Raw genomic sequence first — 14,008 nt, 5'->3', positions numbered from 1 at the left:
AATATTTTAAATAAAATATAAATACACGAAACGGAGCATAATTAATGAAAAGAGTTGTTGTAACTGGTTTAGGTACTATTAATTCTGTAGGAAACAACGTTGATGAATCTTTCAAAGCTGTAGTTGAAGGTCAATGTGGTATTGAAAAAATAACACTATTTGATGCTTCACAGTACCCTGTACAAATTGCAGCAGAAGTTAAAAACTTTGATCCAACAGAAGTAATGGATAAAAAAGAAGTAAAAAAAGCTGATAGATTTATTCAATTAGGTATAAAAGCTGCAAAAGAAGCAATGAAAGATGCAAATTTCATTACAGATGAAAATAAAAAAGTTGATGATTCAATTTCTGAAAGATTTGGTATTATTTCAGCATCTGGAATTGGTGGATTAGGAACAATTGAAAAAAACTCTGTTGTGTGTCAATCAAGAGGTCCAAGAAGAATTTCTCCATTTTTTATTCCATCATCACTTGTTAATATGCTTGGTGGTTTTATCTCAATTGAGCATGGTTTAAAAGGTCCAAGTTTATCTCATGTTACAGCTTGTGCAGCTTCAACTCATGCACTTGCAGATGCAGTTAAAACAATTGCAACAAATGGAGCTGATAAAATATTAGTTGTTGGTGCAGAAAGTGCCATTTGTGGTGCTGGTGTTGGTGGATTTGCTTCAATGAAAGCTTTAAGTGCTAGAAATGACGACCCACAAAAAGCTTCAAGACCATTTGATAAAGATAGAGATGGTTTTGTAATGGGTGAAGGTGCTGGTGCTTTAGTTATTGAGTCATTAGATTCTGCTAAAGCAAGAGGTGCAAAAATCTATGCTGAAATAATAGGTTTTGGGGAAAGTGCAGATGCAAATCATATCACTGCTCCTGTTATTGATGGACCATTAAGAGCTATGAAAGCAGCACTTGCTATGGCAAAAGAGACTATTGGTGAAGATATTAAAATTGATTATGTAAATGCTCATGGTACATCAACTCCTGTTGGAGATGGAAATGAATCAAAAGCTATTTTAGATCTATTTGGTGATATATCAAATTGTCCTCCTGTTACATCAACAAAAGGTCAAATTGGACATTGTTTAGGTGCTGCTGGTGCTATTGAAGCAATATTTGCCATTAAAGCATTAGAAGAGGGAATTATTCCTCCAACAATAAACTTAGAAAACCAAGATGAAGAATGTAACCTTGATTTTGTTCCTAATAAATCAAGAAAAACTCAATTAACTACTGTAATGAGTAATAACTTTGGTTTTGGTGGAACAAATGGTTCTATCATCTTCAAAAAATTTATAGACTAACAAACACTCTTATAGAGGGATCTTCCCTCTAGAAAAAAGGAATATATTTGGCAACTTATCTAAATTTTGAAAATAAAATACAACAAATTGAAGAAGACATTTTAGTTGCAAAAAGTCGTGCAGATGAACATGCTGTTGAGATTTTAGATAAAAAACTTCAAAAAGAAGTTGAAAAAACTTTCAAGAACTTAAATGATTATCAAAAACTGCAACTAGCAAGACATCCAGACAGGCCATATGCTCTTGATTATATAAGAGGTTTATTAACTGATGCTTATGAATTACATGGTGATAGACATTATAATGATGATAATGCAATAATTTGTTACTTAGGATATATAGGTTCGCAAAAAGTAATGGTTATTGGTGAGCAAAAAGGTCGAGGAACAAAAAATAAACTAAAAAGAAACTTTGGAATGCCAAGTCCTGAAGGTTATAGAAAAGCTTTAAGATGTGCAAAAATGGCTGAAAAATTTAGTATTCCAATTCTTATGCTAGTTGACACTCCAGGTGCATACCCAGGAATTGGAGCAGAAGAGAGAAATCAAAGTGAAGCAATTGCTAAAAACTTATATGAATTTTCTAATTTGAAAACCCAAACTATTTCAGTTGTAATTGGTGAGGGTGGTTCAGGTGGAGCACTTGCTATTTCAGTTGCAGATAAGCTAGCAATGATGAGATATTCTGTTTATGCAGTAATTTCGCCTGAGGGCTGTGCTGCTATTTTATGGAATGACCCAGCACAAGCAGAAACAGCAGCAAATTCACTTAAAATAACAGCTGAATCATTAAAAGAATTAGAATTAATTGATGATGTTATAAATGAACCACTAATTGGGGCACATAGACAAAAAGAACAAGCTATTCAAGCACTTGGAGATTATTTTTTAAATACTTTAGAAGAATTAAAATCTCAAACTACTGCTCAAAGACTTGAAAAAAGATATGAAAAACTTATGAATCTTGGTAAGTTTGAAGACAGCAAAAAGTAGTAAAACTACTTTTTAGCTCCCACTAATCTGCCAACATACTCTCCTGCTAATAAATGCATATGTAAGTGATTTACTTCTTGTCCACCATGCTCTTTTATATTTGTTATTAATCTATAACCATTCTCTCTTACACCTAATTTATCAGCTACTTCATGAATAAATTTTGTCATATTTGCCATAAGTTCTGGCTTGATTACATCAAAAGAGTCATAATGCTTTTTAGGAATAATAAGCACATGAATTTTAGCCGCAGGATTTATATCATGAAAACATAAAAACTCTTCATTTTCAAGAACTGTTTTATTTGGTATCTCACCATCTATAATTTTACAAAATAAACACATATTTCTTCCTTTTATTTTTATGGAATTATTATAACCAAACTCTAATAAATTATTAAGTATAATCCCTAACTTTAGAAAGAACTATTGAACAGGAGAAAGTTAAGTGAAAGTATGGATTGAAAAAATAAATAATGCCAATTCACTTGAAGAATTAGAATCTTTAAGAGTTGAAACACTTGGGAAAAAAGGTGTTTTAACAAAAGAATTTGCAAAACTTAAAACTATACCAAATGAAGAGAAAAAAGCTTTTGCTCAAAATTTAAATGAGCAAAAAATTGCAATAAATGAAGCAATAGATACAAAAAAAGAAGTACTTGAAAAAGAGGCTTTAAATAAAAAATTAGAAAATGAAAAAATTGATGTTACTAGATTTAATAATGAGTTATCATATGCTTCAATTCATCCAGTAATTGATACAATGGATAGAATAATAACTTATTTCCAAAATCTAAACTTTGCAGTAGAAGAAGGACCTTTAGTTGAAGATGATTTTCACAACTTTGAAGCATTGAACCTTCCAAAATATCACCCTGCAAGAGATATGCAAGATACTTTTTACAATAAAGACTTTACGGTATTAAGAACACACACTTCTCCTGTGCAAATAAGAACAATGCTATCACAAAAGCCACCAATTAGAATGATAGCTCCTGGTACTGTTTTTAGAAGAGATTTTGATTTAACACATACTCCAATGTTTCACCAAGTAGAAGGACTTGTAGTTGATAGTGCAGATAAAGTATCATTTGCAAATTTAAAACATGTTCTTGTTGAGTTTTTACAACATATGTTTGGTGATGTTGAAGTTAGATTTAGACCATCTTTCTTCCCTTTTACAGAACCAAGTGCAGAAGTTGATATTTCATGTGTATTTTGTAAAGGTGATGGATGTAGAGTATGTTCACATACAGGATGGCTTGAAGTTTTAGGTTGTGGTGTTGTTGACCCTAATGTATTTAAAGCTGTGGGATATGAAAATGTTTCAGGATATGCTTTTGGTTTAGGCGTTGAAAGATTTGCGATGCTTATACACAATATTGGAGATTTAAGATCTCTATTTGAAAGTGATTTAAAATTATTAGGACAGTTTAGATGATAGTTACAAGAAAATGGTTAGAAGAGTTTATTGATATATCAAAAATTTCTACTGATGATATTTGCAAAACACTAAACTCAATTGGACTTGAAGTTGATAGTGTAAAAGAAGTAAGAATTGCTTCTAAAGTTGTAGTAGGAAAAGTTTTAGAAAAAGAAAAACATCCAGATGCAGATAAGTTAAATATCTGTCAAGTAGATGTTGGAGATGAGACTGTACAAATTGTATGTGGGGCAAAAAATGTTGATGCAGGGCAATATGTACCTGTTGCTAAAGTTGGTTGTAAATTAAATGATAATTTTAAAATAAAAAAAGCAAAACTAAGAGGTGTTGAATCAAATGGAATGATTTGTTCTTCAACTGAATTAGGATTAGCAAAACTAAATGATGGAATTTTAGAACTTGATAACTCAATTGGAAAACTAAAAATTGGGAAAGAGTTAAATGAATATCCTTTAATAAATGATGATATTATTGAAATTGAACTAACTGCAAATAGAGGTGACTGTTTAAGTATAAATGGTATTGCAAGAGAATTAAGTGCTTTTTATAATATCCCAATTATCGAAAAAGAGAAAAATCTTGATAATAATGAGCTTGGAATTGGTCAATTTTTAGAAGTTGAATGTGAAAGTAGCATTGAAAGTTCATTACTATTTAAAGCAATTGATTTTACTGATTTTAAACTTCCTGTTTTATATAAATTAAGAGTTGGAGAAATTGATAAGTTTGAAGAAAATGATATAAATGATGCAATATTTTATTCGATTCACTCACACGGTGTAATTTTAAACTCATATGCAAATGAAGATGCTGATACAGATGATGATTTATCAGTATTACATGTAAAAAAAGATAAAGATGGTTTTGATAATGTATATGGAAAAGAGCATTTAAGTACTATTTGTATTGAACATAAAAAGACAAAAGTACAAGATAATATATTTATTGTTGAAGCTTCATATATTAATCCAGAAAAATTATCTAAAAGAGTTTTTGAAACAAAGAAAAAAACTGGAGATATTTATTATAGAACTTCAAGAGGAAGTGAACCAGATATCAAACAAGGGATTGATTGTTTTACAACTTTTATATCAAAATATGGTGCAAAAATCTACAATGGAGCAGAAGCTTTTGTAGAAGATATTGAAAAAAAATATTTAGATATTAATATAGATAAAATAAACTCAATAATAGGTCAAGATATACCAAAAGCACAAATTGAAAATATTTTAAATGCACTTGGATTTGAAGTAAAAGAAGGTTTGAACAATGTATTTTCTATTCAAATTCCTTTACACAGACATGATATTAAAAATATGGCTGATGTTACAGAAGAGATTGTAAGAATTGTAGGAATTGATAACATTAAAGCAAAACCTTTAGCAATTGATGAAGTAAATAGATTTAATAAAACATCAGCAAATTTAATCAAAAAAAATAAAATAAGAAGAAAAGCTATTGAAAATGGTTTTTATGAAACTTTAACTTATGTTTTTTCAAATAAAGAAAACTTACAAAAGTATGGTTTTGATGTTGTAAAAGAAGAACTAGATGTATTAAATCCTATTGTAAATGAGTTAAATACTTTAAGAACAACGATTCTTTTAAATTTAGTAGAAGCTTGTTCTAATAACTTCAAACAAGGTATTAAAAGTGCTGCATTTTTTGAAATTGGTAAAGTAATAAATACAAATAGAGAAGAGAGTTTTAAAATCTCTTTTATTCACAGTGGATCAAAAGAAGAAGAAAGCTTCACAAATGCAGGAAAACCAGCAAATATTGATTTTTTTGAATTTTCAAAAAGAGTATTAAATTCAATTGGAAAGTTTGAATTAGAACCTATGGATAATATTAAAAATAGTTTTATTCATCCTTATCAAAATGCAAATGTAATAATTGATGGTAAAGTAGTTGGATTTATTTGTAAACTTCACCCAAGTATTGCAATTGAATTTGACTTGCCAGATACATTTATTGCAGAAATTGATTTTGATGCAATTAAAAATGATTTGGTAAAAGTGCATAAAACATCAAAATTTCAAGCTTCAAGAAAAGATTTAAGTATTATTGCACCTAAAAATATGCCTTATGCAAAAATAAAAAAAGTAATAAACTCAATTGAAGATACTAATATAAAACAGTTTAATTTAATTGATATTTATAGTGATGAAAAACTTAAAGAGAGTGAAAGTTTAACTATTAGATTTATTTTGCAAAATGATGAAAAAACTTTGGAAGAAGAAGATATAACTTCAACAATGAATAAAATTTTAGAAAAACTTGATACAGAACTAGGCATTGGATTAAGAGAATAAAGAGGTAAAAAGTGGAAACATTAAACATAAAAAAAATTGGAAAATCATTTGATATTACAATTGATACAATAAGTAGTGATAAATCAATCTCTCATAGATGTGCAATGTTTTCACTATTTTCAAATAAAACTTCATATATAAAAAACTATCTTACAGCTGAGGATACTTTAAATACATTAAGTATCGTAGAACAACTTGGTGCAAAAATCAAAAGAGATGGCTCATATATAGAAATCACTCCACCAAATAAATTAACAGAACCAGAAGATGTTTTAGATTGTGGTAACTCAGGAACTGCAATAAGACTTTTTTGTGGTTTATTTGCAAGTTTTGATGGGGCTTTTACTCTAACAGGGGATAAATACTTAAGAGCAAGGCCTATGAAAAGAGTTGCAAATCCATTAAGAAGTATTGGAGCTAAAATTGATGGAAGAGATGATGGAAATAAAGCTCCTTTATTTATTAGAGGAAATAAACTTAAAGCATTTAAGTACCAATCACCCATAAACTCTGCACAAGTAAAATCTGCTATGATTTTAGCTGCTTTAAAAGCAGAAGATACATGTAAATACAAAGAAGAAGAGTTAACAAGAGATCACACAGAACGAATGCTAAATGGTATGGGTGCAAATATAAAACTAGATGAAGAGGGTTTTATAAATATTAAGCCTTTAAATGATTATTTAAAACCACTAGACATAACAGTTCCAACTGATCCCTCTTCAGCTTTTTTCTTTGCAGTTGCAGCAGCAATAAACCCAAACTCAAAAGTTACGATAAAAAATGTAACTTTAAATCCCACAAGAATAGAAGCGTATAAAATTCTTGAAAAAATGGGAGCTAAAGTTGAGTATATTGAAAAAGAGAATATTTATGAACCAATTGGTGATATCATTGTAGAACATAATGAACTAAAAGGTGTAAATGTAAATGAAAATATCTCTTGGCTAATTGATGAATTACCAGCTTTATCAATTGCAATGAGCTTAGCAAAAGGCAATTCTAAAGTAAGTAATGCAAAAGAGTTAAGAGTTAAAGAAAGCGATAGAATATCTTCTGTAATAGAAAATTTAAAACTTTGTGGTGTTGATTATACAGAGTTTGAAGATGGTTATGAAATTGTTGGTGGTTCAATAAATAAAGCTACAATTAACTCATATGGGGATCATAGAATCGCTATGAGTTTTGCAATTGCTGGAACCATATGTGATATGGATATTGAAGATACACAATGTATTCAAACATCATTTCCTAACTTCAAAGAGATACTTGACACCCTATATTAAGGAAAATTATGCAAGTTAAATTAGCTTCAAGTTATGGTTTTTGTTTTGGAGTAAAAAGAGCTATAAAAATAGCAGAATCGTATGAAAATTCTGCTACTATGGGACCACTAATTCACAATCAAAATGAGATTGATAGATTAAAAAATAATTTTAATGTAGGTTTATATAATTCACTTTCAGAAGTAAAAAAAGATGATACTGTTATTATTAGAACTCATGGTATTCCAAAAGATGAGCTAAGAGATTTAAAGAAAAATAAAGCAGCAAAAGTCATAAATGCAACTTGCCCTTTTGTTACAACTCCTCAACAAATAGTTAAAAAAATGTCAAAAGAAAACTACTCAATACTAATTTTTGGAGATAGTACACATCCAGAAGTAAAAGGTGTAAAATCTTATGGAGAAGATCAAGATGATGTTCATGTTGTAATGAGTGTCCAAGACTTAGATAAAATAAATTTCAAATATGACAAGATTGCAACTGTTGCTCAAACCACAAAGAAAAAAGAAGTATATCTTGAAATTGTAAATGCACTTATATTAAAAAATAAAGAAGTTAGGGTATTTAATACAATTTGTGATGCAACTTTTGAAAATCAAGATGCAGCAAGAGATTTATCAAAAGAGGTTGATATAATGATTGTAATTGGAGGTAAAAACTCTTCAAATACAAAACAATTACATGCAATTTGTTTAGAAAATTGTGCAGATTCTTACTTAATTGAAAACTCAAAAGAGCTTGAAAAACAGTGGTTTGAGGGCAAAAAAGTCTGTGGTATAACAGCTGGTGCATCAACACCAGATTGGATCATTCAAGAAGTAGTAAATAAAGTAGAAAAATATAACGAAATTTTTTAGTTTAAGCCAGTTTTGGATATAATCATCCCATTTAATAAATAACGGTTAATACGAAGGAATAATATGGGTATCGAAGATATTGAAATTGGTGAAGACTTTGACTTTGAGCAAATGCTTAATGAGTCTTTTGAGAATGCTGAAAATAACTCTGTAGTAAATGGTGTAATTGTAGAAATTACTGAAGAAAACGCGCTTGTTGACGTTGGTCAAAAGATTGAAGGTAGATTAAACATCTCTGAAATCACGGTAAATGGTGAAGTAAAATATAAAGAGGGTGATACTATCCCTGTTATGTTAATGGGAAATAGAGGAGAAAGACCTTCAATCTCACATAGAAAAGTTTTACAAAAAGAGAAATTTGACGCATTTGTAGAGAAACATAAAGAAGACCTTGAAGATGTAGTAATTGAAGGTAAAGTTGTTTCTGTTAAAAATAAAGGTGGTTTCATAATTGAAGATGAGGATGGATGTGAATATTTCATGCCAATGGCTCAATCTTACTTAAAAGTTTATGGTGCAATCGGTAAAAAAGTTAAAGCTAAAGTTTTAAAAGTAAACGAAAGCCAAAACTCAATTATTGTTTCTAGAAAGAAACTAATTGAAGAAGCAAAAGCACAAAAAGATACTAAAATTGCTGAAATTTTAGAATCAGGTGAACCAGTAAATGGAACAATTAAAAAAATCACTTCTTATGGAATGTTTGTAGATTTAGGTGGAATTGATGGTTTAGTAAACTACAATGAAATCTCTTACAAAGGTCCTGTTAATCCAGCTAACTATTATGAAGAAGGTGATGAAGTTACAGTTTCTATTCTTTCTTATGATAAAGCAAAACAACACTTATCATTATCAATCAAAGCTGCATTACCAAATCCATGGGAAGAGATTAAAGATCAATTAGAAGTTGGTGATACAATCACTGTTACTGTTTCTAACTTTGAATCTTATGGTGCATTTGTTGATTTAGGAAATGATATTGAGGGATTATTACATATTTCTGAAATTACATGGAATAAAAATATCAAAAATCCAAAAGAGATTTTAACTTTAGGTGAAGAAGTTAATGTTGAAGTAATTGAGCTTGATATTGATAAGAAAAGATTAAGAGTTTCATTAAAGAACTTACAAGAAAAACCTTTTGCAAAATTCTTAAAAGAGAACAATGTAGGTGATGTTATTAAAGGTAAAGTTGCTACTTTAACTGACTTTGGTGCATTTGTTACTATTGGTGAAATTGATGGATTATTACATAATGAAGAAGCTTCTTGGGAAACTAATGCAAAATGTAAATCTATGTTTAAAAAAGGTGATGAAGTTGAAGTTAAAATCATCAAAATTGATAAAGACAAAGAAAATATTTCTTTAAGTATTAAAGAAATTTCAGATTCTCCTGCTAAAAAATTCCAAGATGCACACAGAATTGGTGATATTGTAAAAGGACCAATCAAAGATGTTAAAGATTTTGGTCTATTCATTAAACTAGATGATAATTTAGATGGTTTAGTAAGAACAGAAGATTTTGGTCCATTAAAAGCTGATGAAGTTAAAATTGGTGAAGAGATTGAAGCTGTTGTTGTAAATATAGATACAAAAAGAAATAGAGTTAGATTATCTATTAAAAGATTAGAATTACAACAAGAAAGAGAAGTTCTTAAAGCTGTAAATGATGATTCAAATATGACTTTAGGCGATTTATTAAAAGATCAAATTAAATAATTTTTAAATAAGAGGGATTTTAAAAATGAGTAAACATACTATCGTAGTTTGTGACCACATTCATGAGGATGGACTTAACATCCTTAAGAACACAGAGGACATAAACTACGTTTATGCCGCAAATATAGATAAAACTGCACTATTAGATGTAATTAAAGATGCTGATATTGCAATTACAAGAAGTTCTACAGATGTAGATGAAAAGTTTTTAAACGCAGCTGTTAATTTAAAAGCAATAATAAGAGCTGGTGTTGGATATGACAATGTTGATATGGAAGGTTGTAGCAAAAGAGGAATAATTGCTATGAATGTTCCAACAGCTAACACTATTGCAGCAGTTGAACTTACTATGGCTCATATGTTATCTTGTATGAGAAAATTCCCTTATGCGCACAATCAATTAAAACAAGATAGAATCTGGAAAAGAGAAGATTGGTATGGAAATGAGTTATTTGGTAAAAAACTAGGTGTTATTGGTTTTGGTAATATTGGACACAGAGTTGCATTAAGAGCAAAATCTTTTGAGATGGATGTTGTAACTTATGACCCATATATACCATCAACAAAAGCAACTGATTTAGGCATCGAATATACTACAAATTTCGATGATATTTTATCTTGTGATATTATTACAATACACACACCAAAAAATAAAGAGACACTTGATATTATTGGTGAAAAAGAGATTGCAAAAATGAAAGATGGTGTTATTTTAATAAACTGCGCAAGAGGTGGTTTATATAATGAAGAAGCACTAGTAAACAACTTAAAATCTGGAAAAATTGCAATGGCTGGTATTGATGTATTTAAAAAAGAGCCTGCAATAAACCACCCTCTTTTAGACTTAGATAATGTAACTGTAACTGCACACTTAGGTGCAAATACAAAAGAGTCTCAAAAGAAAATAGCTGTTCAAGCTGCACAAAATGCAATTGAATCAGCGCGTGGAATTGCATATCCAAATGCTCTTAACTTACCAATAGATGAAAGTAAAATCCCTTCTTTTGTAAAACCATATATCGAATTAACTCAAAAAATGGCATTTTTAAGTGCACAAAGTGATAAAAGTGCTATTAGATCAATTAGCGTACAAGCAGAGGGTAAAATTGCAGAATATTTAGACTCTTTGACTACATTTGCAGCAGTTGGTTCACTATCTGTATCAGGTGGAGAAGATGTAAACTATGTAAATGCAAAATTTTGGGCAGAAGAGAAAGGTATCACTTTTGATACTGCTGAAATTTCTCATAACAGTGGATATAACAATAAAGTTACTGTTAAAATTACTACAGAAAAAGGTGTAAATACTATATCTGGAACTGTATTTAATGATAACATGCAAAGAATTGTTGATATTAATCATTTCGCTTTAGATATTGAACCAAAAGGTAATATGATATTCCTTAGAAACTCTGATGTACCTGGAGTAATTGGAGAAGTTGGTAAAGTGTTAGGAAATGAAGGTATTAATATTGCAGACTTTAGGCTATCAAGAGGTAAAAATGGTGCTCTTGCAGTTATTTTAGTTGATAGTACAATAAATAGTGATATTTTAAGTAAATTAGCAAACCTAGAAGCAGCAATATCTGTTTCTTATGCAGAAATTTAAGGATAAAAAATGGCAATTTCAATGAGCGAATTAAAAAAGGGATTAAAGATACAATTAGATGGTATCCCTTATAAAATTACAGAGTATCAACATGTAAAACCTGGTAAAGGAGCTGCTTTTGTTAGATGTAAAATAAAATCTTTTCTAAATGGAAAAGTTATCGAAAAAACTTTCCATGCTGGTGATAAATGTGAAACTCCAAATTTAGAACAAAAAAATATGCAATACCTATACGATGATGGTGAAATGCTACAATTCATGGATACACAAAACTATGAGCAAATAGGTTTAACACATGATCAAGTAGGTGATGCACAAAACTGGATTATTGATGGAATGAGTGTTGATATGATGTTTTTCAATGAAAAACCAATCACAGTTGAACCACCAATGACAGTTGAACTAAAAATCATTGATACTCCACCAAACTTTAAAGGTGACTCACAAGGTGGTAAAAAACCTGCAACTTTAGAATCAGGTGCGGTAGTTCAAATTCCATTTCACCTAGTTGAAGGTGATGTTATTAAATGTGATACAAGAACTGGGGAATACCTAGAAAAAGTTAAATAAAATAAAAAAAGAGAATAACTCTCTTTTTTTATTTATACTATAATCATAACTTTTAAATAAATACTATTTAAAAGTGTAAACCAATCAGAAACTGCCCAACATTACCACTACTAGAAGTAGTCAAAGAAAACCAAAGACTTAAAAATAAAGATACTATTGTGATGATTTTCCACTTAGTTCTCCACCAACCTTTTCTTTTATTGAACTCTTTTATGTATCTTACATCTTTATCAGCTGTTTGAGTAAATATAATATCTGTGGAATATGCAAGTATTCCAGTAACTGTTAATACATAACCAAAGCTATCTTGAAATGTAGGGAAAAAAGAGTATTTAAATATATGATAAATTCCTATATAAAAAAATAATAAGACAGATGTTGCAAAGCCATGACCTATTATTGTTCCATAACCTAAATTGGTATTTTCTAAGAGTTCATTTTTAAATTTCTGTTTATGCCATTTTAGAGGATTATTTATACCTTTATTGTTATAATACTGTCTTATTTTAGGTATTTTGTATATGTATTTATAAATAAAGAATATTGGTTTTGCAATAAAGTTTGCAAACTTTATAGAAGCTCTATAAAAAAAATAATATATTATATTGTAAAAATATTCTATTTGTTTCAATTTTCTTCCTTTAGTGGATAATCATATACTTTATTTATATTATTTCATATATTTTCTTGCATAAAAAACTATTCCACCACCTAAAAATATTAAAAGCATATCCATAAAGAAAAAATAATGAATTTCATTTATATTAAAATATAATCCTATAAAACTTATAATATACCCAACTGTTTGTAATATAGATTTTTTATTCATTTTTCACCTTTAAATACTATCTTTTATTGTGTATATCATTAAACTTATCAATATCTTTTGCCATAGGCCAAATTAAATATCCCCCTAAGAATGTAATTAAAAATATTAAAATTAGCATTCCTCCCCAAAAAAAATCAAAAAAATTTGGCAAAATAACCCATCCAATAATTAAAATTATCGAACCAATTAAAGCTTTTTTATTATTTGTAAGTTTTTTCATTTATTTTTCCTTTTTATCATATATGTAGCTAAAGTATGGTTTTATAATTAATTCATTTGCTATTTGTATATATTTACTGTTCCCTGCTACTGTATCTACAAAAGTATCAAATGCTAATTTAATTATAAAATCTTCTGCTTTTTGTCTTTCTAAATAATAAATTGAAGTTTTTGATGCTCCATTAACAAAACCAAAAAATAATGTAAATTGAAAAGGAACTTTTCCTGTTGTTGTTAAAAGTATTGCTGTAGAAGTTTGTTCTACATATTTCAAACCTTGTATAGTACCACTTTTCAATTGAGATAAAAACTCTTCTTGATTCTCTTCATATACTTTATTTAAATAATCTTTTCTTTTTATATTATTATTGATTATATTTCTCGCTTCTTCTATATTCATATCATTTGGAATATGAGGTTGTGCCAAATTATTTATCCAATGATTACTTGTATCAATATGAGTTTCTTTTTTATGTTCTTTTTTTTCTTTAAATAGTTCCGCAAATAGTTCTACTGTTTTTACTTCTACTTTTATATTATCACTATTTTCTTTAATTTTATTTTTCACAAATTTCAAAATTTCAGAAGATGTTTTTACTTCCTTTTTATATACTATATCAATTTTATTATTATAGTTTTTATCTTCTTTAATTATTTTCTCTTTTAAATTTACTTGTTCTATAAATATTTCATCATTTTTTGAGCCAGTTAGAGTATAAAATAGAAAGTGAAGTTTTTTCTTTTCTTTTTCTACTTCTATCCAAACCTCTTTTTCATACTCTCTTGTTATCTCTTCATTATTATCTGCATCAATCCATCCTGAAATATATTTAACTTTTGAAGAGTCTATATTTAACTTATCTGCTAA

At 28.7% G+C, this 14,008-nt stretch carries 14 protein-coding genes; 9 read left to right on the top strand and 5 right to left on the bottom strand.

The window, feature by feature from the left end:
• The first annotated feature begins 44 nt into the window (after positions 1 to 44).
• Together ACTCCZ_RS03890 and accA are read left to right on the top strand one after the other, a co-directional pair.
• Positions 45 to 1,304 carry a beta-ketoacyl-ACP synthase II gene (locus tag ACTCCZ_RS03890; protein ID WP_079578279.1) on the top strand — a complete coding sequence of 420 codons (1,260 nt, stop codon included), beginning with the start codon at positions 45 to 47 and terminating at the stop codon, positions 1,302 to 1,304.
• A 47-nt stretch (positions 1,305 to 1,351) separates the two neighbouring features.
• Entirely contained in the window at positions 1,352 to 2,296 is a 945-nt protein-coding gene (gene accA, locus ACTCCZ_RS03885) for an acetyl-CoA carboxylase carboxyl transferase subunit alpha (protein WP_079578280.1), read from the top strand.
• Positions 2,297 to 2,301: 5 nt separating this feature from the next.
• On the opposite strand, the gene ACTCCZ_RS03880 is transcribed toward accA, so the two are convergent.
• Positions 2,302 to 2,640 carry a histidine triad nucleotide-binding protein gene (locus tag ACTCCZ_RS03880; protein WP_079578281.1) on the bottom strand — a complete coding sequence of 113 codons (339 nt, stop codon included), beginning with the start codon at positions 2,638 to 2,640 and terminating at the stop codon, positions 2,302 to 2,304.
• 103 nt (positions 2,641 to 2,743) lie between these two features.
• Here ACTCCZ_RS03880 and pheS point away from each other — a divergent pair, with 103 nt between their 5' ends.
• The 7 genes from pheS to efp all read left to right on the top strand — a co-directional run bounded on the left by pheS (position 2,744) and on the right by efp (position 12,092).
• A complete protein-coding gene (gene pheS / locus ACTCCZ_RS03875) occupies positions 2,744 to 3,736 on the top strand; it encodes a phenylalanine--tRNA ligase subunit alpha (RefSeq protein WP_079578282.1) in 993 nt (330 codons plus the stop codon).
• Positions 3,733 to 6,054 carry a phenylalanine--tRNA ligase subunit beta gene (pheT, locus tag ACTCCZ_RS03870; protein WP_079578283.1) on the top strand — a complete coding sequence of 774 codons (2,322 nt, stop codon included), beginning with the start codon at positions 3,733 to 3,735 and terminating at the stop codon, positions 6,052 to 6,054. Before pheS ends, pheT begins: the two co-directional genes overlap by 4 nt.
• A gap of 11 nt (positions 6,055 to 6,065) precedes the next feature.
• A complete protein-coding gene (gene aroA / locus ACTCCZ_RS03865) occupies positions 6,066 to 7,340 on the top strand; it encodes a 3-phosphoshikimate 1-carboxyvinyltransferase (RefSeq protein ID WP_079578284.1) in 1,275 nt (424 codons plus the stop codon).
• An 8-nt stretch (positions 7,341 to 7,348) separates the two neighbouring features.
• A complete protein-coding gene (locus tag ACTCCZ_RS03860; RefSeq protein WP_079578285.1) occupies positions 7,349 to 8,197 on the top strand; it encodes a 4-hydroxy-3-methylbut-2-enyl diphosphate reductase in 849 nt (282 codons plus the stop codon).
• 63 nt (positions 8,198 to 8,260) lie between these two features.
• Positions 8,261 to 9,913, top strand: coding sequence for a 30S ribosomal protein S1 (locus tag ACTCCZ_RS03855; RefSeq protein ID WP_079578286.1), 1,653 nt, complete (start codon positions 8,261 to 8,263; stop codon positions 9,911 to 9,913).
• A 25-nt stretch (positions 9,914 to 9,938) separates the two neighbouring features.
• A complete protein-coding gene (serA, locus tag ACTCCZ_RS03850; protein ID WP_079578287.1) occupies positions 9,939 to 11,522 on the top strand; it encodes a phosphoglycerate dehydrogenase in 1,584 nt (527 codons plus the stop codon).
• Between the two features lie 9 nt (positions 11,523 to 11,531).
• Positions 11,532 to 12,092, top strand: a complete 561-nt coding sequence (gene efp, locus ACTCCZ_RS03845) for an elongation factor P (protein WP_079578288.1) — start codon at positions 11,532 to 11,534, stop codon at positions 12,090 to 12,092.
• 67 nt (positions 12,093 to 12,159) lie between these two features.
• Here the strand turns inward: efp and ACTCCZ_RS03840 are convergent, their stop codons facing one another.
• The 4 genes from ACTCCZ_RS03840 to ACTCCZ_RS03825 form a co-directional block, all read right to left on the bottom strand.
• A complete protein-coding gene (locus ACTCCZ_RS03840; protein ID WP_079578289.1) occupies positions 12,160 to 12,723 on the bottom strand; it encodes a hypothetical protein in 564 nt (187 codons plus the stop codon).
• 39 nt (positions 12,724 to 12,762) lie between these two features.
• Positions 12,763 to 12,921 (bottom strand): hypothetical protein, encoded by a 159-nt coding sequence (locus ACTCCZ_RS03835; protein WP_159445733.1) that lies wholly within the window; start codon positions 12,919 to 12,921, stop codon positions 12,763 to 12,765.
• Between the two features lie 16 nt (positions 12,922 to 12,937).
• On the bottom strand, positions 12,938 to 13,141 hold the full coding sequence (locus ACTCCZ_RS03830; RefSeq protein ID WP_079578290.1) for a hypothetical protein: 204 nt from the start codon (positions 13,139 to 13,141) through the stop codon (positions 12,938 to 12,940).
• The coding region (locus ACTCCZ_RS03825; RefSeq protein WP_463187156.1) for a hypothetical protein at positions 13,142 to 14,008 on the bottom strand (867 nt) is incomplete at its 5' end.

This window comes from Malaciobacter sp. (genome assembly GCF_055140965.1).
This window is presented reverse-complemented; position numbering and strand designations above follow the sequence as displayed.